Source organism: Candidatus Cloacimonadota bacterium (assembly GCA_019429305.1).
Classification (GTDB): domain Bacteria; phylum Cloacimonadota; class Cloacimonadia; order Cloacimonadales; family JAJBBL01; genus JAHYIR01.
On the sequence record JAHYIR010000009.1, the window covers coordinates 47,218 to 70,486 of the forward strand.

Here is a 23,269-nt window from a genome sequence, read left to right on the forward strand (position 1 = left end):
ATCTTGAACTGGATATTTTTGTCTTTCTTTAGAGTGAGATTACAGATACTCTTTATATTCATTATTCACGTAGTCCTATCTATCACTTTTATTAGTGCGATCAGCATAGACGATGTCGAATTCTGCTACTATAGAGAATTATGGCAATTGTTGAATCGTTATGAACCGGAGATCAGGGAACTGGCCATAAACGATCCTCAGAATTCTTTACTCTATGATGTTCTGGAAGATATGGCAATCGCGAAACAAGACACCTTAGCTTTTATAAATATTCTTGAACAACGAGTGATCAATCTTCAAGACTTTAACGATGCCTTTCGGTTACTCAAATTTCTCAAAGAAAAATATACACTATCAACAGTGGCATTAATAGAGAAGAGATCACTAATAGAAGAGATATTTGATTCGACAGGTGATAAAAACCTCATCAAATGGGCTATGGGAGATATTGAGGAAGAAGAATTGTATCATGAGATGTCTCAGCTGCCATCTTATCCGCAATTCTTTGATAATTATATCCAATCATTTGTAAATGAAATTGCAGTCGAACGAAGTGATAGTTTAAGGGTCAATCTCTCTGAGGATTTCTATCGAAAATTCCCCGCATCACGCTGGCAAGATACAAATATCTACTATCTTCTCATTTCACTGCTCAATCTGGAAAAATACACTGATGCTATTGAGTTGATTGATTCCCAAAATGACTATTCTCCTGCTCTCTCTTTTCTGGTCTCGGGAATTTTGACCGACTCAAATCTCCGCAAATCCTTTCATAATGGAGCAGATAATCAAGAACTTTTAGATAAAGCTCTTTTTATCACAGAAAATGCTGCATTTCCATTTGATACTCAAACCATCTCAGTGCTATATCAAAAATGGGATGATCGGCAGTGGGAAAATAAAAGAGCTCTCCAGAAAGCCAGAATAATATATCATCAGCTGATATCTGAATATCATTACTGGGGAGATGAAGATTTGATCGCTGGAATACTTGAACAACCGTATGAGCTATATCAAACCGGCTTAGATCTTTTACACTTCATAAATCCATTAAACAATGATTTTGGTGAAATAGCCGAGCATAAATATTGGTTGGGAAGATATTCTGTACTATTCGATGATGAGACCAAACTCGGAAAAACAGCCGAATACTTTATCGATTGCCTGATAGCTAGTGCTCCCAGAAAGCGGTTTGATGAGTCAGCTCTCAAATATCTCAAGTATCTTCATGAGCGATCCGGAACAAAAGATGATCTGATGACTTGGAGCAGAAAGATCAAGAACTACCGTGGTCCCATCTTTTCTGATGTGACAGAAGAGAGTGGATTTAGCGATTTACGTTTCACCAGAATAAGTATTGGTGATTACAACAATGACGGCAAAACAGATCTGCTCTTCAACGGGCGTCGTTTATATCGTAACGATGGGAATTTTGATTTTACCGATGTCACGGAAGAAGCCGGTATTGTTAATCACTCTTTTGTTGGGGGTCTTTGGGCTGATTTCGATAAAGATGGTCTTTTGGATTTTGTGGCCCTTTCTTCATCAAGGGAAAATCCCGGAGATACACTTTTCAGAAACATTGGTGATGGCAGCTTTCAAATGCTGGATTCTCCGGAGTATCGGATCAATAATCATTCACCAACAGAAGGTGCTGCCTGGGTAGATTTTGAGAAAAACGGTTACCCCTCACTTTATACGGCTAATTATGAAATGTGGCAGGTTCAACCCGGCTTTCGTGATTTCTTTTGGTATAACGACCAAGGCAGATTCATAGATCAAACAGCCCAATTAGGTTTCTTAGCTCCTGAATACACCGATGATCCCGGTTTAGCTGGAAGAGGTGTCTCTCCTGCTGATTATAACAATGACGGCATTCAATCAATATTTGTCAGCAATTATCGTCTGAATCGTAATTATCTCTGGGATTATTCTAATGGAGTTTTTAAAGATCATGCCGCCCTGAAAGGAGTTGCCGGGCATAAGTACCGCATCCCTGATCATCTTGGCTATTACGGACACACCATTGGTGCTGACTGGGGTGACTACAACAATAACGGATATTTAGACCTCTTTATCGCCAATTTAGCACATCCCAGATTCATAGAGTTTTCCGATATCAGTATGCTGCTCCGTAATGATGGTCTCGCTGCCAGAGTTATCGGAGATACTGCTATCGTTTATCATAACTTTACTGATGTCACCAAAGAGGCGGGGATAACCTTCGATGAACTTCATTCTGACCCCAACTGGTTTGATGCCGATAATGACGGCTTTCTCGATCTCTATATTACCTCTGTGTATGAAAATGACCGTAGCTATCTTTATCTTAACAATCTTGATGGCACATTTACTGATATCACGTGGCTCTCCGGAACTCGGGTTTATAATGGCTGGGGTAATTCCGTCGCTGATCTTAATGGAAACGGTAGATTAGATCTGATCGTCGGTAGCGGAAATGGAGTCAGAAAATTTCGCAATGATACTGATAACGAGCATACAAGTGTTTTTTTCAAACCTTACTGGGATGGGGAAGAGGTCAAGATCATAGAGAGAGAGGATTGGCATTCTTCGATCCCCAATTCTCCTGCTTTTGGCATAAAAGTTCAGGTAAAGATCGAATTACCTGATGGTAGTCAAAAAACCCTGATTAGAGAACTTAACGGGGGTAAAGGCACAACCTCACAAAACGACCAGTTCCTCCATTTTGGTTTAGGTGAAGGTACACTCTTGGAAGCTAAGATCTGGCAAGCATCACAGCAACAATAGTTAAGTAAACATTTGTTAGAGATATTATCCAGATTTCTTCTTAACCATCTTTCCATTAAACAACATGTCTCTACACTATCTGCATACTTTTATTTACCAATAAGCAGTCCTATAGTTGGAAGGGTGCCGACTATAGGGTTCCCTAATGGTTAGCCGGATAAATATTCAATAGATTTTCAGCAATGATCAAAGAGTGTAGCTCTTTTTTGATTTGACAATATCATGTTTCATTTTCTTAGGTATAATAAATGTGTTGTAAGGAGTTTTTATGAAAGCCAAAGGACTAATCACTTTCCTCTTTCTCTTCTACTTCACTATCGCTCTCTTTGGACAGATCATTAATAACGAGTTGTTACTGATAGAAGAGTCTGGTTTAGTAATGACTACTCAACAGATCGAGCCATTGTCCTTCTATGACAATAGATCTTCTGTGACCCGCTATCAAGAGGTATCATTGCCAATAGAGTTAACAACACCCTCCGAAATCGTTGTCGGGGACAGATTAGTGCTTAATCTATTTAATGAAATCAATTATCCTGCAGTTATTGATCATCTTGAACTCAACAGGTTAGGAACTTTTACGGTCAGAGCAAGGATCGAAGACTGCCAGATGGGTTATATCATTATATCTACTACAGAAGATAGAAGTTTAGCCATTATTTACATACCGGAAAGAAATGAATACTTCACGATCATTAGTGATCCCGTAACTCTTTCTCATTATCTGCTGGAGATCAATTTAGCAGAAGCAGATGAATTGGTTACGGCACCACCTGTTACCCCTCCACCTTTACAAGAGAGCAGCAGACATGAACAGGAACGGATCAGGAGATCTTTAGAAGAGGTTATTCTGACCGATCCGGCAACGATAGATGTAATGGTTGTTTATACACCAGCTGCTGCCAATTGGGCTAACACAAGCGGTGGAGGGATATATAATGTTATAAACGGCGCCATGCAAAACGGACAGATATCTTTAGATAATAGTAATACACTTATGAGTGTTGATCTTGTCTATGCAGCCGAGGTGGATTATCAAGAATCAGGATCCGCTTCAATTGACTTAATACGTTTAGCAGCATCGCCAGATTTTAACCCTTGGGGTGATTATGTGAATGGTTATTATATCCCCGGATATCTCGATGAAGTACATATCTGGCGAGATATCTATGGGGCTGATTTAGTTGCTTTGTTCGCTTTAGTAGATGATGTAGGTGGTGTCGGTTTCCTTTTACAAGATAGATGGGGTTATCCCGAGATAGGTTTCTCTTTGACTCGCGTGCAACAAGCATCGTGGACATATACCCATGTCCATGAAATGGGTCATAACATGGGTTTACATCATCATGCAGAGCAGAATTTTCAACCGGGTCCAACTGAATGGTTTAATTGGTCTGAAAACACTTGGTCTGCCGGCTGGAGGTGGACAGGTAATAACAACCAAAGATATTGTTCTGTAATGACCTATACCAGCGGTTCCTATTTCCCCGATGGTTTAGATCATGCCAGAGTAGCTCATTTCTCTAATCCTTTGATCAATTATGAAGGAGTTCCTACTGGACATGCTACACTGGGCGATAATGCCCGCACTTTAAGAGAACTCAGGCATATAATCGCTGCCTATCGACCTTCAATGATGATAGAGATAGATACACCAATAGTTTCCGTAGAGATTATTGATGGCTATATTCATCTAAATTGGGAAGCTGTTTCAGGGAGTAATTCCTATAAAATATATGCAACTGATAATCCTTATCAGGAAGATTGGGGGAATGAGATAGCTATTGTCGGATCACCAGGTTATGTTGAAATAATATCTGAAGAGAGAAAATTCTACCGGGTGATCGCATCTACTGAAGAAGCCCCTGTATTTGATCTTATTCCAGATAATACTCTATCAGGAGATAGATGATAAAAAGAAAGAGATAGTTATAAAAAAAGCTTTGATATATTTTGGAGGTTAAAATGAAATATTTAAAAATTATTGTTTTCTTGGTTTTTTTATTTTTCTGTTCCGGTCTCTTTGCTGTCTGGTCAAATATCAGGAATAGTTCATACACCTCTGATGGTGAGATTTTTTTTCAGTATGAGAGTACTCTTGATATTAGCTACGAACATCGGATATACTATTATCAGAATGATGAATGGTCTTATAACCTATTTGAGAATATTTTTGACACATCATTTCAAAGCTCAATCCCCTTTTCTAACGTTGAATCAGTACCTTTAAGTTTCCGGATAGAGAATGACAGTGATATCTATATTATTCCCGGTTTTACTGCTCAGCAGCCAACATCCCTTACGCAAATGACCTCTTTGTCGGAATACGTTAGAGATACTGCTATTCCTGATCATCTCAACATTGCCGGAGAAAAGATGCTTTTTTCCGATGATAGACTCTATTTTGCCCTAAACAATTTCGGTGGTGGTTTTCCGGTTAGTGGCGGTCTCTTTGGACCTTTTTACTCCTATACTATTAACCTTTGGCCTGCAGTAACAGGAACTCCCCCTTATGTATATACCTTGCTCCAAACTGTAAGTTTAGCACCATATGTCAATCCCGGGCTGTTTAAAATTAATTCAGCAACAGAAGAAATGACTCAAATTGGTTCTATCACTACACAGGTGGATCAGAATACCAACACTCTTTATCTCTCGTGCCTGATAAGCGACTTAATGAATGATCCTGACTTTGCTGCTGCTTACTCTCTCGATAATGGACTGATCATAACTGCTCTGACCCAGAAGATCGAGGATTTTGGTGCTACTATTACTATCATGGATGAAGGTTATTACCACAATGTTTACCTGCAGGAGTTTATCCTCGATCCTTTTATCAATAATATTCCTCAAATAGACAATATCCAATATATACAAGATGGTGACACTTATCTATTCAGTCTAGATTACTCTGATGTTGATGGACATTTCCCAATTATCAGGGAGATAGAACTCGACACAGGAAATACCTACAATTTCTATCCCGCTTCTTTTGACTTTTCCCAAACGGTTTCCTTCACCAGTCAGTTCATAGATAACTGGAGTAGTGGAATTATCAGATTCAGTGATAACGGGACAGACATAATAGAATACACAATATCTCAAACTGTTCTGGCAGCACCTGTCGTTTCTGTTGAGATAGTTGGAAATAATGTTATTTTGAGTTGGCTTCCGGTAGAGAATGCCAATAGCTATAAGGTCTATGCCACTATTGATATTAGTTTGGATGATTGGGGTGAACCGATAGCAACAACAAATGAACTCCTGTTTTCAGAATCATTATCTGATATGAGATTCTACAGAGTTATTGCCACAACAGAATAGTACATTATTGATCTTTTTTTATAACTTGAACTCGTTGTTTACTCTAAGTAGTTTTAGTGCCGATAGTTAGTAAAAATAACCAAATTTATTGCTTGACTAAAAATAACACTCATATATAAGAATACATGTAGAAATTTATTAAAATTTTAAGGAGTATAGAAATGAGTTTTAAAGGAGATCTTATGAAAACCGTACTGTTAGTTTTTTTCTTAACCCTATTTTCGCTGACAATAAGCTGGGCTTATGAAGTTCAGTTTGGCGAGAGACCGGAAATAGATTTAACAAGAGTTTCCGATGATGCATTTCATCAAACCCATATCCTTATCCAATTCAGTTCGGATCTGACGGGTCATCTTGATAATAATCCGGTTAGATATGACAGGGATGGGTATGCCATATTTGACTTACCAGAAATTGACGAACTAAATCGTTATTTCAGTGTTAAAGAGGTAAAACCTCTTTTTGACAGCCCTGCCTTAGATAATGAATACAAAGACCGTCACCGTGCCTGGGGCTTTCATCTCTGGTATGAGCTTTATTTTTCGGAGAAGCAGGACATAAGGGAAGCTGTTGCTGCCTATAAAGAATTGGAATTTATTGAAGTAGCTGAACCTGAATATAAGAAAGTAAGATATTTCGCTGAGGACAGAGATGATCCGACTTACCGTTGGACTCCCAATGACCCATATTTCTCTACCCAGTGGCATTACCATAATACAGGGCAGCAGAGTGGCACTCCCGGAGCCGATATCAAACTCGTGACAGCTTGGGATATTGAAAAGGGACATACTGCTGTTATTGTTGCCATCATTGACGGTGGTATTCAAACTAATCATCCCGATATTGCAGCTAATATGTGGAGTGGCATCGGATATAATTTTGTCGATAATAATACAACCATCACAGCTGATGATCATGGAACTCACGTAGCAGGAACTGTATCTGCAGTTAATAATAATGGCGTAGGAGTAGCCGGAGTAGCTGGTGGTTCAGGTTCTGGAAATGGGGTGCGTTTGATGACCTGTCAGGTTTTCAGGGGTATATCCCAGGGTGGTTTCAGTACAGCTCCTGTATGGGCAGCTGATAATGGTGCTGCCATTTCCCAGAACAGTTGGGGATATCAAAATTCAGGAGTTTATAATACACCTGATCTGAATGCTATTGATTATTTCAATGCTAATGGTGGTGGAACTGTTTTAAACGGCGGAATTACTATCTTTGCAGCCGGTAATGATGATGACAACGGTGCTTGGTATCCCGGTTACTATAGCGGAGCATTTTCCGTTGCTGCTACGACCAATACAGATACAAAAGCATATTATTCCAACTATGGAACCTGGATAGATGTGTCAGCACCCGGTGGTGAAGTAATCAGTGTTGCAGCCCGAGGTGTAAGAAGCACAATAGCAGGGAGCAGTTATGCTTATTATCAGGGAACATCGATGGCTTGTCCGCATGTATCAGGAGTTGCAGCACTCGTGGTTTCCTATGCTCATCGGAACGGATTTACTCTCAATAATTCTAATATCAAAAATATTTTACGTGATTCTACCGATAATCATTATGGGGTCAATCCCGGATATACTGGTCAGTTAGGAACCGGACGGCTCAATGCTCATGCTGCTTTAGTCGAAACAATGACTTATATTGGTTTAGGAGTTCCTAATCCCCAGAGTTTTACAGCTACATCAGCCGGTTTACATCAAATAAACCTTAACTGGGTCAAGAACACTGATAACAATAATGTTATGGTTGCTTGGTCTGCAACAGGAACTTTTGGTACTCCTGTTGATGGAACTGTATATTCTGCAGGAACAAATATTCCCGGTGGCGGAACGGTTTTATACAGAGGCAGTGCTACCTCCTACAATCATACTGGACTGAATTCGTGGACTACATATTACTACAGGGCTTTTTCTTATAATTCTTCTAATGAGTACTCTTCCGGACTGAATGCCCAGGCAACAACTCTTTATGAACCATTCACGCTACCCTTTTCCGAGAATTTTAATGCCTCAACTACACTACCCGATTTTTGGCAGATCATAGATCATCAGGGTAACGGTCAGGTCTGGCAATTTGGTACAACTTCCGGTGGTTTGAGCGGTACTACAGGGAACTATGCTTATCTGAACAGTGATGCTTATGGCTCAGGCAATACCCAGAATGCCGACTTGGTTACTCCAACACTAGATTTGAGTAACAATTATAATGTTAATCTTTCCTTTACCCATTATTTCAGGCAGTATCAAAATGTTTCTACAGCAACTTTATCTTATAGTATCAATAATGGAACAACTTGGACAACTATTCAATCCTGGACATCAACTACAGGCAATCCAGTATATTTTAGCCAAACCATTCCTGCCTTGGAGGGACAATCACAGGTTAAATTCAAATGGAATTACACAGGTACTTGGGGTTATTATTGGTGTGTAGATGATATCCTTATCACCGGTGATGAATATGTTTTATTACCAACTATAGATGTTACTCCGGTAAGTTTTTTCGAAGAATTGAATACCGGCGAATTCACTACAGAGCAAATGACGATCAGTAATGATGGAGAAGCTGATCTTGAATATAGTATCAGTGTTGTGGAAACACGAAGAGCTAATACTGATGACAGCTTTATGCATATCGATGGTGCTGCTGATCAAACAACACGAGGAATTACAGAGATCCATTATGATAACGGTTATTCAGGTAACGGAGTCGGTGCCGGAGGAGCAGCTTATTGGATCTCAGCTGTCCGTTTTACTGCTGATGAATTAGCTGCCTATTATGGAGACTATCAAATTTTGGGCATTAAGTATCATATCCGAACTTCTCAATTCACTAATGTGACAGTTAAGGTTTGGGAAGGTGGCAGTTCCGGTAATTCCGGAACTGAGATATATTCACAAGACGTAACATCGTCTGTAGTAATAAACGACTGGTCAACTCATATCCTGACAACACCGGTCTCATTGATTACCGGTAACGAATATTGGATAGGATATTCCATAAATGCAACAGGAGGCAGCCCGGCTAGTATTGACAGTGGTCCTTTAGTAGCAAACAAAGGGGGGTGGATCTATTGGAGTAATTCATGGACGCAGATCACTGCCTTTGGTTTCAATACAAATTGGTGTATTCGCGGCTTGCTTTATGACTCTTCAGGTTCTTGGCTGTCGGTATCTCCGATAAGTGGAATAGTACAACCGGGTCAGAGTGAGATAGTTGATGTCTCTTTTGTTTCTATAGGACTACCAGCCGGATCAGTGCACACAGCAGATATTGTCATTGCTAACAATGCCGGTGCTGATGTTGTTGTTCCAGCCACTCTTAGTATTTTTGGTATGGTACTGAACCCACCATCAAATCTGTCAGCAGTAGCCGGAGATGGTGTTGTGAATTTAAGCTGGGATGCACCGTTAGTAAGATCATTACTTGGATATAATGTCTATCGCAATGGTGTGCAAATAAATCCTGAAATAGTCATCGGCACTGAGTATCCTGATAATACAGTTGTGAATGGAACGACCTATTCGTATTATGTGACGGCAGTTTATACAGAAGGCGAGTCTGAAGCATCAAACATAGTACAGGCAACTCCTCTGGCAGCACCGATAAATCTATCTGCAGTACCGGGAGCTGGATCTGTCTTCCTGGATTGGGATGCACCTCCAATAAGAACATTGTTATCATACAATATTTATCGCAACGGATCATATATAAATAATGTCACAACTCCAGAGACGGAGTACACTGATAGCGGATTAGGGAATGGTGTCACTTACAGTTATTATGTAACCGCTGTTTATCAAACTCATGGCGAATCAGTTCCGTCCAATACTGTAGAAGTTACTACACTCCAAGGAACAGTAGCAGCACCGACATTTAATCCACCTCAACAAGCTGAACCGTTCTATCAGGAGTTTACCGTAACTATTTCATCAGCAACTCCGGCAGCTACTATCTGGTATAAAACGGCAGAGGGTAATGACTGGACTGCTGGGAACTCTGTTAATATAACTCAAAACACTGAGATCTGGGCAATGGCAACGAGAAATAACTGGGCAGATTCAGAAATAAGTTATGCCAGTTATGAGCTGAAAGTAGTTACTCCGACCTTTGATCCGGTAGAACAAGGTACACCATTTGATGAGCCGATCGATCTGGAACTGATAACTACTACTTCAGGAGCAACAATACTTTATAGAATTATTAGTTCTGATGGGGTCAGAAGAGAAGAATGGCAGGAATATATCGATCCGATCTACCTGTTCTATAATTCATATATTGAATTGGAGACCAAAGCTATAAAAGCTGGTTGGTTAGAGAGTGATATAGCTTATGGTTACTTTGCAGTCAATCCGGGTCAGGCAGGTATTATGATCAGTAATCTGGAGCAAATATACTCAAGTGAACCTTTAATTGTCTCAGTAACTACAAATCCAACGGGACTTGATTATATTGTGACATATAATGGTTCACCTGAACTACCTGTTAATGTCGGAAACTATTTAGTAGAGGTTACAATTGACGATCCATATTATGAAGGAACCGAACAAGCACTACTCCAGATCTTCCCGTTCGATATTACTGTCACAGCCAATCCGCAAAGTAAAACTTATGGAGAAGCGGATCCCCTCTTCACCTATAGTGTTGATCCGGTACTCTTTGCCGGAGATGGATTTACCGGCACTCTGACCAGACAGCTTGGAGAAAATGTAGGTCAGTATGAGATATTGCAGGGCACTCTCACTGCCGGGGATAATTATAGAATAACTTACAACTCAGATTATCTGACTATATCACCGGCTACCGCTGCTATCGAGATCTATGATCTCAGTCAGGTCTATGGTTCTGTAGATGATGTGACAGTAGTCACAACACCATTGGGACTAAATTATACTGTCACTTATGACGGCTCTCCTACCCTTCCTGTTAATGTTGGAACTTATGAGGTCGAGGTGGTCATCAATGAATTGAACTATGTAGGATCAGAAACAGCTTGGTTAGTTATAGATCCTTTAGCAATAACCGTAACAGCCGACCCTCAAACCAAGATATATGGAGAAGCTGATCCGGTATTAACCTATGGAGTTAATCCGGCACTAATTGTTGGTGATAGCTTTACCGGTTCTTTAACCCGACAATTAGGTGAAGATGTTGGTCAATATGAGATTCTGTTGGGTACTCTGACTGCCGGAGATAATTACACTATATCTTATGTCTCCGATTATCTGACCATATCACCGGCAACTGCCACAATCGAGATCTATGATCTCAGTCAGATCTATGGTTCGGTAGGAGATGTAACAGTTGTTACAACACCATTGGGACTAAATTATACTGTCACTTATGATGGATCACCTACCCTTCCTGTTAATGTTGGAACTTATGAGGTCGAGGTGGTCATTAATGAATTGAACTATGTAGGATCAGAAACAGCTTGGTTAGTTATAGATCCTTTAGCAATAACCGTAACAGCCGATCCTCAAACCAAAATATATGGAGAAGCTGATCCGGAGTTTACTTATCAATATAGTCCATTATTAGTTGAAGGAGATACCATTGTTGGTGAATTATCGAGAGCGATCGGTGAAGATGTCGGTCAGTATGAGATCCTGCAAGGAACTCTGACGGCAGGAGCAAACTATACAATTATCTATCAATCAGACTATCTGACAATTTCACCAATGGCAATAACGGTAACAGCCGATCCTCAGAGCAAGGTTTATGGCGAAGAAGATCCTCCACTTACTTATACTGTAGAACCTGAATTAATTGCTGGAGATCAGTTCAGTGGTAGTCTTGTAAGAGAAGTCGGCGAAGAGGTCGGTGAATATCAAATTCTCCAGGGAACTTTATCAGCCGGAGATAATTACTCGATAAACTATATACCAAATGTATTCGAAATTTTATCTATGGTCGATCTGTCAGCTCCCGTAGTAACTATCTCAATAGAAAGCAATACAGTGATTCTGAGTTGGGAACATATTACCGGAGCGAATTCTTACAAGATATATTCAACAGGAGATCCCTATGTTCCAGAGGAAGAATGGGATTTAGCAGGTACTACTGCCAATAATGAGTTTACAGAACCCCTCACTACAAGGAAATTCTATCGAGTTATAGCATCGACAGAGATGCCGGAATAGGGCTCTTAGCTTATCTAATAAGAAAATGATATTTCTTTAAAGGGCGATGTATTATCGCCCTTTATTTCTATATTTATCAATCATGCTTTGTATTGACAATTATGAAGTGGTTTAATTATTTGAAATGTTATGAAATATTTAGCATATCATGATCTGGTAAGGGATTTTTAAAATGAAACGAAGAGATATAGTTAACATTGCGATCTTGTTAGCAGTGATCTTCATAGCCATTTATCGCTATAAGGTGCAGTATAATACCGAAACAAGATCCCGCTTTATGATGGATACACTGGTCGAACTGTCTTTTACTGCCCGTCAGAAGAATATCCCGGCAATAATGGACAGCACTATTGCCTTGATGAATCATTATGAACGGAAATTTTCTTATTATGATGAAGAAGGAGATCTTTGGAGGATCAATAATTATAGGCATGAGAAAGTGGAGATTGATCCAGAATTCTATGAACTTTTAACTTTGGCAGAGATCTTTTATCAAAAAACCGATGGGAGATATGATGTTTCAATAGGAGTTTTAACAGAGATATGGAACAGCGAACGAACGTATCCACCACCGGCAGATTCTATCAGAATGGCTATGGATAAAGTAGGATTTTCTGATATAATAATCAGGCCTAATTACATTATACGACCGGTAGGAATGAAGATCAATCTGGGTAGTATAGCCAAAGGATATATCATAGACAAAGCAGTAGAATATGCCATATCGAAAGGGATTCATAGTGGTTACATTAATGCCGGAGGGGATATCCGCTTGTTTGGCGATCAAGGAAGAGAGCAACTGATCGGAATTCAACATCCCAGAGATGTTAATGATGTTATTGCTGTTCTAGCTATAAAAGACAGGGCAGTAGTTACCTCCGGAGATTATGAGAGATACTTTGATCATGAAGGTCGGAGATATCATCATATAATAGATGCTTTGACAGGATATCCTGTAGATAACATCTTTTCCGTAACAGTACTGGCACCCAATACTACTTTAGCTGATGTGTTATCAACAGCCATCTTTCTTCTCACACCCGAGGAGGGAATTAATTTGATCAAGTCTTATTCTGATACGGAATGTGTAATATACTATCACGATGGTGAGGAGATAGTATCTTTAAGATCTGAAGGGATCAGAGACTTAATAGTCACAGACTAAATTCGATGTTGCAGATAAATAGTGAGTGAATAATGTTAAGCAAAGATATTCAAAATTTACCCGACTCCCGCAAAGAGAAGATAGACAAAGTAGGGGTTAAGAACCTCAAGTATCCGATCATAGTACAAGACAGAGTAAATGAATTACAAAAAACCATTGCTGAGATAGATTTCTTTGTTGAATTACCGCACCATTACCGCGGTACACATATGAGCAGATTTATTGAAGTCCTTAATCAATACCATCAAGAAGATTTCATTGAAAATCTACCCCATATTTTAGCAAGCATCAAGCAGAAACTATCTGCAGACAGAGCATATATAACCCTTAAATTCCCTTACTTTATGGAGAAAAAAGCACCGGTATCCGGTATAGCCTCTTTATTAAATTATAATTGTACTTTCGTTGCTTCACTTTCTGAACAATATAAGCTCACAATAGGGGTAGAAGTTCCAATTACAACCGTTTGTCCCTGTTCAAAAGAGATCAGTCAACAGGGAGCACATAATCAGAGATCAATTGTGACTGTGCTCCTCACTTATAATGGTTTCATCTGGCTGGAAGAGATCATTGAGTATGTCGAATCAATTGCCAGCTCAGAAGTTTATCCTCTGTTAAAGAGAGAGGACGAAAAATTCCTGACAGAAAAGGGTTATGAAAACCCTAAATTTGTGGAAGATATCGTTAGGGATTTAGCAATATTACTCAAAAAAGACAAAAGAATAACCGGCTTTAAAATATCCTCTGAGAATTATGAATCAATACATAATCATAATGCTTATGCCTATTTAGAGTGGGAACGGAAGAAAGACACAGACTAAAGTCTATGTTACGGAAAAAGGAAATATGCAAGAAGATAAAATAGTCGCTAATATAAGTTCAAAGACCCTTAATAACGGATTTAAAACTATCATGGCTCCGCATCATGCTCATCCTGTAATATCTCTACAGCTATTTGTCAGGATCGGTTCATGCTGGGAATCTGAGCAGGAAGCAGGATATTCACATCTCATGGAGCATCTGGTCTTTAAATCAACAAAAAAGTTCCCGGCGAATGCATTAACAGTCAGAGCTTCTTATCTGGGGAGTAACATCAATGCCTATACTGAATTCGATTCTACCTGTTATTATCTAACTCTCTCATCTCAGTTTTCTAATGATGGTTTGGAAATATTGAGTGAACTGGTCCGTCAGGCAAATTTTTCTACTAAAGAATTCTCTTATGAAAAGGGGGTTGTACTCGAAGAACTGAATCAGTATCAGAATGATCCGGAAGATCACTTTCTGGAAGAGATCCCGAAACTCTATTTTATTGAAAGCCCCTTTAAAAAACCGATTATCGGAGACAGGGATTCTTTGACTAAAGCGACAAGAGCTAAATTGAATCAGTTTTATAAAAAGTATTACATACCTCAGAATTGTTATTTAGTTGTTAGTGGAGATTTTAATAAACAGGAGCTTTTAGAGCAAGTCGAATTCTATTTCGGAGATTGGCAACCCGGTGATTTAGCCATCCAACATGAAAAGGTGACAACCTATCCGGAATCTTTCATAATAAAATCTCTCCCTAAAAATGTTGCTAAATCAATGCTCGGGTTTGTACTGCCTGAATTGTCAGATAAGAACCCCGAATCACATACATTAGGTCTGATTACTCGTATTTTTGCCATTGGTAAGAAATCACGACTATATCGTCGCCTCTTTGTAAAAGAAAAACTGGTAGATCAGATCAGAGTAGAATCATTTACAGGGATCAATGACGGTATCTCGGTAATATTGATCATACCTAAAAGTAATGCAGATATTGAGCAAATAATCGAGATCTTTTTAGAAGAGTTTGAGTTGATCAGGCATTTCGGTTTCAGTATTGATGAATTCAATGAAGCAAAAACCGAACTACTCCATTCGCACCGCTACTCTTTTGAATATATGCGATATTTAGGCATGAGTTTGGGGACAGAGGAGATGTTAGGAGATTACAAACTCTTTATTGAATATCCCAAGATGTTAAAGAAGATCTCTGAGAGATCGGTCTATGATATCCTTAAAAAGTATTATAATTTTCAGCAGTTAGGTATATTTCATCTCGGCAAGAACTTTTCTATAGAGGATAAGATAAAAGCTCGGGTCAAAGAGCTACAAGTAAAAAAGATCAAGAATGGTGCTATAAAGAGTGATTTTTACGAAACAAGTCTTCCCAGTGGTACTAAGGTCTTGTTTAAAAGGGTTGTAGGAAGACCAACCATAGGCATTACAGCAGCTTTTAGAGTTTCACAGCTTAATGAAATCACTGAAAACAGGGGGATAAATCTCCTGACTTCTATTATGTTACTATATGGTAATCAAAGAAATTCTTATGACCAGTTACTGGAATTTTGTTCTCAACACGGTATTCAGATAGATATTACAGCTCAAGAAGAAGTTACTTTAGTCAAAGTAAAGTGTTTTACCGAAATGTTTGCCACCAGTTTGGAGCTATTGGCTGATATTATTAAGTATCCATTATTTCCGGCAGAGCATTTTCATAATATTCAAAAGACTCTCTTGAGTAATCTAGAAAGGGTAAAGGATTTTCCTGTGTACTATGCTGCATATCTCTGGAAACGGCAGTTTTTTGGCAGAGATAGTAACTTATTGGAACGAGAAGGTACAAAAACAACACTCCGTAAGTTAACCCGTAAGCAAATATTGAACTGGTTCTATGAACATTACAATAGCTCTCAAATGATTCTGTCTATTGTTGGTGATTTTGATTTCGAAGACACTCTCTTCAATTGTGAAAGGATCTTTCGCGGAGAAAAGAGCAAAACAATTATATCGAAGCAAAAGGTTATCTTTTCACCCAATAAACTTCATAAGCGAAATACTCTACCTCAGAATCAACAAGCGATAATTCATATTGGGGGTTTGGGTTGTTCTGCTCAGGAAATTGAGAAAAATACAGCTTTTCACCTCCTCGCTCAGGTTATTGGTGGTGATATGAATTCCCGTTTAACTAATGAGTTACGTGAGAAGAGAGGGTGGGCATATACTACCGGTTTTGATTATCTTTCAACGCAGGAGATAGGTTTTTTTGTGGCCAGCGCTATGGTAGATAAGAAGAAAAGTAAACAGGCCTATGCACTGATGATCAAGATATTAGAAGATATCAAGAAAAAGGGTGTTACGGAAGAAGAGCTGGAAATAGCAAAAAATACAGTCAGAGGACAGCGTCTGAGAGCCGAAGAGAGTGTTTTGGGTCAAGCTTCTGCTTTAGCTATGTTAGATCTTTTAGGTTATGGTTATGAGTATTATCTGAAACGGGAAGAAAGATTACAAAAGGTGACGACAAAAGATCTGCAGAATATTGCCCGTGAGTATTTCAAAGTCAAAAACCTTTACTGTCATTTCTTAGAGTAATAATGATCACTGCAGGTATTGATATAGGTTCTCGTAATACGAAAATAATCTTCTGGGATACTGATCTGGCAAAGATGGTCTGCAAAAAAGTAGTAACTACCGGAACAGAACCTCAAAGAACGGCTCAAAAACTTTTAGCAGATAGTTTGGTATCACTAAATATACATGATAAAAACATTCCCTTCAATTCAACTGGTTATGGAAGAAAATTGATCAACTCTGATCACATCTCTGAGATCAGTTGTCATGCAAGAGGGATCAGGCAGTTAATACCTACCACCATGACTATTATCGATATTGGTGGTCAGGACTCAAAAGTTATCAGCTTGGATAGAGAACATCATATAATTGAATTTGCTATGAATGACAAATGTGCAGCCGGTACAGGAAGTTTTCTGGAAAGAATATCTGAATTATTCAATGTTCCTCTCTCTTCATTAGGTGAGTTAGCACTTCAATCACAAGAGAATGTTGATATTTCGAGCACCTGTGTTGTTTTTGCTGAATCAGAGATAATCTCTTTGATCAATCGCAACACTTCTCAGAATGATATCCTGATGGGAATTCATCGCTCTATAGCGAAAAGAGTAAAAAATCTGTTATCTAATATCCAATGGCAACCCCCGGTAACTTTGACCGGTGGTGTAGCTCTTAATTTAGGGGTACAAAAAGCTTTAGAAGATGAACTACAAACAAAGATATCTGTTCCTGATGAACCAATCTTTTCCGGTGCTTTAGGTGCCGCTTTTTTTGCTGCTAATCTTGAGTAGGAATAATGGCTGTTTACATAGGAAAGTAGAATTATATAAAAGAAAAGAATTGCTTGACTCGATAAAATCTTTTTTATAGTTAAAAAAATAATTTTGAGTTTAATGATGAAGATAATCAACTACAGATCATACTTTTTCTTGTTTTCTACACTATTACTCTTTTTCTTTAGCGGTATATTTACTACTGTGTTAGGTAAAGATAATGATCTGTGGAAGAGATTTACTACTGAGTTAGAAATATCTGATCTGGATCGGGAGTACTATCAGGAAGCTCTGTTAGCTAAAAATAATTCGGATTGGGATACTGCCTTTTCATCATTAGAGAAAATAAGCGACCCTTTAAGCAGAAAAGAGTATGTCTTATTATTCCCGGAGCTCTATTTCCTTTCTAGCTCTTATGCAGAGGTGTTTGATTACATTGATAACTTACCCCTAAGGGTAAAGATTGTTCTTTTTGATGATCTGATCGAGTATTATATCTTATCAGCATTAAACACAGAACAATATGAAAAGATATCAGAGTTTATCGAGTTGCAGAGAGAGTATTTTTCTGAAGAGATCCATAGCATCTATAAACAAACTCTCTATAATTTGCTGGTTAATGGGAAAAATGAGCAGGTTATTGATTTGACCGATATATTCCCCAATTCAATATATCATCCGGGAGAGAAGAATTTTATCTTGGGAATAGCTTATTATAATTTACAGTATTACCGGTTATCTTATGCTTTTATGCGAAATGTCCTCGATTCGGGAAACGAGATGCTCCTAACCAGTGCGTATGATTATATTTCACTGATATCTTATTATCTCCAAGATGATTCTTTGTTACCGGAAGATTTAACTCTTCTATCAAATAGAGCCCGGTTTAATCTTATCCTTTATGTATTAGAAAATAGCTTGATTGATGAAGCTAATTCACTCTCTTTACTTCTTGAAAATGATTATCACAGATCTCTCATTGACCTCTTTATAGCTTGGGAAAACAATCATTTTAAAACAGCAGCAACACTTTTAACTTCCATCGAAGAAGAAGACTTAGATAACTATCCTTTGTTAAATCTCATTATGGGAGAGACTTTTTATCATAACCGTCGATTTAGAGAAGCAGAAGCAAAATTCAGGAAATATCTGACCTTTAACGCTATTGATGAACAATATGCCAATCATTCTATGGGTTATTGCTTTTACGGTTATTATAGGTTCAATAGTACTGCCTACTATTGGATGAAGAATCTGCAAGAAGAGAAGAGTTTTTATGATTCATTAGCAGTGTATAATTTAGCCCAGTTATATAGTCATACAGAAAATTACCATACTGCCCTTCACTATTTTAACAATTTCATCACTAAATATTCATTACCGGAAAATGATCAGAGCTTCGTAATAAATCATTTAAAAACCCTTGAAGGAACTGGTGAATTTGCCAGATACATAAGTTTCTTTGAAGACAATTATACTGGCTTACCGATGGAAGAGCGAATAGCTATTCTCCGCAAGATTGGTGAACATTATGAAAAGCAAAGAAATCAAAGGAAAGCACTGGAATATTATTCACGAATCTTAGAGTATAAAACTGATTATAGATTAATTCTCAAGACAGAGAGGATCCGCTTTAATTTAGGTGAATATAGAGACTCCGAAGATTTTATACTAACTCTGTTAGAAGAATATCCCGAGAGTGACTTTAATATTCGACTTGCTAATGATCTTTCCAAATTCTATCTCAATCAGAGACAGTATAACAAGGCACTATCATTTATTGGAGATTTCTTAGATAATCATGAAGAATCAGTTGGTACCGATTCTCTACTATTCTTTGACGGCTTAGCTCATAAAGAGCTGAAAAATATAGATAAAGCGTTGGATATTCTACTAAATCTACATCAAACGACAGATATTGATAACATTCGTCAGTTATCCCGTCAGCAGATCGAGCAGATCCTTTTAGTACAAGACTCCAGAAAGAGCATTACCCTACTCATTGATATTCTGGAAGATTGTGAAGATGAAGAGATCGGGTTCGATTATTTGCGTATTCTGGCAAGGGTCTATGAAAAGGCGTACCTCTATAATGAAGCCAATGAAATCTATCATATACTAATCGAGCAAGATGTACAATCAAATGATCAGGAGTTGTTCTATTTAATTGCTGTAAATGAGATATATCAGAAGAGATATGAAATCGCTTTAGATTACATTGAGCAGATCTTGACGGACGAATCAAGTATTTATTTTACAGACGCACTGTTTTTGAAATATTTAGCCGAGTATTCACTTGGTAATCTTTACAAAGCACTTAATACTCTATTAACCCTCTATTATGATTATAAAAAATCACCACCAAGTTTTGATATAGTCAATAATCTTATCGAATTACTGATTGAAATGGACCTGAAACTCTTTGCCTGGCATTTCATGGGAGAGTATTATCCCCACGCTACAAGGTCTGAAGAATTCACTCTCCAGAAATTTGGAGACTATTTAATCCAGGAATTGGATACAGATATTATCTATCTAAACCAGATCATGGATATTAGAACAATCATATTTCTTACGATAAAGGTTCTGGAGGATTATGATTGGAACGTTCTGGAGGACCATGAAGATTGATTATCATATTCACAGCATGTATAGTGCTGATAGTGATTTAGAAATGCAAGCAGTGATCTCCAAAGCGATTGAAAGAAGTTATGATGAGATTGCTTTTACAGATCATTTTGATCTACTTTCTTCAGAGATTGCTGTTTGGGGTATTCCTTCATATCAGAAATATTCCGAAGCAGTATCTTTTCTGAAGAATCAAAATCTTTCTATCAGCATACTAAAAGGTGTCGAACTTGGTGAGTATCATCGATGTCACACTATAGTAGATGAAGTATTAAAAACTACTGAAGAACCAGATCTGAAAATTGCTTCTATTCATGTGCTTCCTGAGGGCAGTAATATCTCCGTACCCTTAACAGTAGAGATAACACCCGAATTTATTCGTACTTATTATTTGGAGAATCTGGCTCTTGTTGAGTATGGTAATTTCGATATCCTAGGTCATTTAGGCATCTATAAAAGATATCTGCCTCATGAACCTGATGAGAAGCAAGTCTTAGAGCTTATCAAAGAGATATTATCTCTTTTAATTAAGAAAAGTATTGCTCTGGAGGTCAATTTATCAGGGATGAGGAACTCTTACCGTAAGTTGATTCCTGTACCGGAATATCTGACTCTTTTTAAAAGTATGGGGGGTGAGTTGATAACTATTGGCTCGGATTCTCATAAAATTGAGCATTTTGATTCTCACTATGAAGAAGCTCTACAACAGCTATTAGATTGTGGTTTTACTCATCAAGCCAGAAAAACTCCTTCGGGTTGGACAATGGAGAAGATTCAAGTTTGAATAAATTACTCATTAAAACAGGTCTTGTAGAGGTTATTCAGAATCTTCATCACAATTATCCTATTAAAAAGGGCGACCACCAGTCGCCCCTATAGTTCAATTTTAACAGATTTTTTCTTTTCTCTGTGTTTCTATGGTTTTAATCTAATACCATATTTTGCATGATATTACGAGCATTGTAATGCCCTAATTTAGCAGCTTTTCTGAGATATTGTAAGCTTTTGAGATACTCTTCTTGTAAATAGTATGTTAAGGAGAGATTATTATAGGGTACCGGGTTTTCCGGATCAAGTTCGATTGCTTGTATATAGGCAGCTTCGGCTTCTTCATAAAGACCGAGCATTCTATAGCAATCCCCCATATTCGAATATGAGTAATCATCCTCTGGATTGATAGCAATAGACTTTTGGTAGAACTCTATTGCTTTTTCCAGCTCTCCTAAATTTTTATGATAATTAGCGATATTGTAGTATGCTTGGTAATAGATGGGATCTAATTTAATAACCTGCATGTAATATCCTAAAGCGGTATCTTCTTCTTTCAGTAGTTCATAAGTATGTGCTATGTTGAATAGTGCAGCCAGATAGTCAGATTTTAATTCAACTGCTTGTTGATAAAAGTCGATACTTTCCTGGTAATTCTTCAATTGATAGTTAGTATTACCAAGATTAAAGTAAATTTCCGGATTATTGAAACCCAGATTTATGGCTTTCTGATAATGATCTATTGCCTCATTATAACGTTCTGCATTAAAAAGGGCATTTGCCAGGTTGTAATGATAAACACTGTTGTCCTTGTTTAAGGCAAGAGCTTTTTGATAGTGCCCGACAGCATCAGTATATGATCCGGTTTTGAAAAGTGAGTTAGCCAAATTAAACTGAGTATAGTGATCATTAGGTCTGATCTTCACTGCCTGTTGATAGAAGATGAGAGCATGAACAAAATCTTCTTTTTGATATGAAATATCCCCCAGCGATTTGTATAAGTAAGCATTTCGTGGTTCTTTCTCTAAGAGCATCTGAAGAAGTGGTTTGGTTTCATTGGGATGATTTAGCTCTAGCAAGATACTGATCAGAGGTTTGGCAATATCGATTGTTAAATTTGGTAAGTTAGCAGTTCTAATTGAATATTCGCTTGCTTTAGGATAATCCTCTGTTTCATGATAATGAATTGCTAAATAATATACTGCTTCGGGATAGTCGTCAGTCTCATCTGCTAATCTTTCATAGTAAAAAACCGCCTTTTCTTTATCCCTAAGTACTTCCCAATGTTTGCCCAATCTATAGAGTGTCTCAATATCATCTGGGCTCAATTCTAAGAGTTTTTCCAAAGTAGCTATCGCCCTTTGCTGATTATTAAGATTCAGATATATACTATATATTCTTCGATAAGCATCTACGTTTTCTTCAAAAAAGCTCAATCCGCTATTATAGCTCAATAATGCTTGTTGCCATTCTTGATAATAATATGATAGTTCACCGAGAAAGAACCAATATTCAGCATTAAGAGTCAGCAATTTTGTTCTCAAGTTATTAGTGTCTATCTCAGCTAAATTGCTGATAAGCTCACTAATCTCTACCAAATCAATGTATAAATTGCGACGATAATCAGTCAAAATCTGTCTCTTTTTATCGGATAAATCAAGCAGTCTTTCAATCAACAAATCTCTATCAACTTTCCCTTTGATATTGAATATCTGATGTGTTGCTGTCAGGTTTTCATATTCAATAACAATATCTATCAGATTGGGTAATAATAAAATCAGTTCATCTTCAGCCAGCACTATTTGCCTTCTTACTCGTCGTGGTTGTTTATCTAATAATTCCTGCACCTGATTTTCAAGTTGCTGCGTGATCTGATAAACAGTCTGTTCGTAAGCATAGAGGCGATATAAAGGGGGTTCAATACCGGGGATTAGTTCATAAGAAACGTTACGAGTGTATTCCAAAGCATTTATTGGAATGATAATGAGAAAAACGAAGAGTAACAAGAATCTGTGTTTTTTCATAATTATTTACCTTGTGGTTTTAATTATTTAACTTACAACACCGGCTTTTATCAAGTCGTGCATGTGTAACATTCCGATAGGTTTACCATCATTATCAGCAACCGGTAACATCGTAATCTTAAAATCCTCCATAAGATTTAAAGCATCAACTGCTAATGAGTCCTGAGTAATGGACTTCGGCTTTTTGCCCATCACATCTTCAGCAGTATTTTCTAAAATATCACCTTCTCTCGTCATCAAGCGTCTTAGATCTCCGTCTGTAATGATACCAACCAGAAAACCCTGACTGTC

General features: G+C 37.9%; 12 protein-coding genes. 10 read left to right on the top strand and 2 right to left on the bottom strand.

Translation table 11 applies throughout. The features are described 5' to 3' along the window. Nucleotides 1-33 precede the first annotated feature (33 nt). The 10 genes from K0B81_05495 (at nucleotide 34) to K0B81_05540 (ending at nucleotide 20,970) form a co-directional block, all read left to right on the top strand. Complete coding sequence (locus K0B81_05495) at nucleotides 34-2,769, top strand: CRTAC1 family protein (GenBank protein ID MBW6516055.1); 2,736 nt, start codon at nucleotides 34-36, stop codon at nucleotides 2,767-2,769. Between the two features lie 268 nt (nucleotides 2,770-3,037). Beyond that, on the top strand, nucleotides 3,038-4,681 hold the full coding sequence (locus tag K0B81_05500; protein ID MBW6516056.1) for a zinc-dependent metalloprotease: 1,644 nt from the start codon (nucleotides 3,038-3,040) through the stop codon (nucleotides 4,679-4,681). A gap of 53 nt (nucleotides 4,682-4,734) precedes the next feature. After that, on the top strand, nucleotides 4,735-6,093 hold the full coding sequence (locus K0B81_05505; GenBank protein MBW6516057.1) for a hypothetical protein: 1,359 nt from the start codon (nucleotides 4,735-4,737) through the stop codon (nucleotides 6,091-6,093). A 161-nt stretch (nucleotides 6,094-6,254) separates the two neighbouring features. Then, nucleotides 6,255-12,242 (top strand): S8 family serine peptidase, encoded by a 5,988-nt coding sequence (locus K0B81_05510; protein MBW6516058.1) that lies wholly within the window; start codon nucleotides 6,255-6,257, stop codon nucleotides 12,240-12,242. Between the two features lie 172 nt (nucleotides 12,243-12,414). Beyond that, entirely contained in the window at nucleotides 12,415-13,407 is a 993-nt protein-coding gene (locus tag K0B81_05515; GenBank protein MBW6516059.1) for an FAD:protein FMN transferase, read from the top strand. A gap of 32 nt (nucleotides 13,408-13,439) precedes the next feature. Continuing rightward, nucleotides 13,440-14,228, top strand: a complete 789-nt coding sequence (gene folE2, locus K0B81_05520) for a GTP cyclohydrolase FolE2 (protein ID MBW6516060.1) — start codon at nucleotides 13,440-13,442, stop codon at nucleotides 14,226-14,228. 25 nt (nucleotides 14,229-14,253) lie between these two features. Continuing rightward, entirely contained in the window at nucleotides 14,254-16,806 is a 2,553-nt protein-coding gene (locus K0B81_05525; GenBank protein ID MBW6516061.1) for an insulinase family protein, read from the top strand. 2 nt (nucleotides 16,807-16,808) lie between these two features. After that, nucleotides 16,809-17,576 carry a 2-hydroxyglutaryl-CoA dehydratase gene (locus tag K0B81_05530; GenBank protein MBW6516062.1) on the top strand — a complete coding sequence of 256 codons (768 nt, stop codon included), beginning with the start codon at nucleotides 16,809-16,811 and terminating at the stop codon, nucleotides 17,574-17,576. Nucleotides 17,577-17,678: 102 nt separating this feature from the next. After that, nucleotides 17,679-20,189 carry a hypothetical protein gene (locus K0B81_05535; GenBank protein ID MBW6516063.1) on the top strand — a complete coding sequence of 837 codons (2,511 nt, stop codon included), beginning with the start codon at nucleotides 17,679-17,681 and terminating at the stop codon, nucleotides 20,187-20,189. Continuing rightward, nucleotides 20,179-20,970, top strand: coding sequence for a histidinol-phosphatase HisJ family protein (locus K0B81_05540; protein ID MBW6516064.1), 792 nt, complete (start codon nucleotides 20,179-20,181; stop codon nucleotides 20,968-20,970). The genes K0B81_05535 and K0B81_05540 overlap by 11 nt, the downstream gene beginning before the upstream one ends. 139 nt (nucleotides 20,971-21,109) lie before the next feature. Here K0B81_05540 and K0B81_05545 read toward each other — a convergent pair whose 3' ends face one another. Together K0B81_05545 and K0B81_05550 are read right to left on the bottom strand one after the other, a co-directional pair. Then, complete coding sequence (locus K0B81_05545) at nucleotides 21,110-22,978, bottom strand: tetratricopeptide repeat protein (GenBank protein ID MBW6516065.1); 1,869 nt, start codon at nucleotides 22,976-22,978, stop codon at nucleotides 21,110-21,112. Nucleotides 22,979-23,005: 27 nt separating this feature from the next. Then, nucleotides 23,006-23,269: CBS domain-containing protein (locus tag K0B81_05550; GenBank protein ID MBW6516066.1), on the bottom strand; the 264-nt coding region annotated here is incomplete at its 5' end.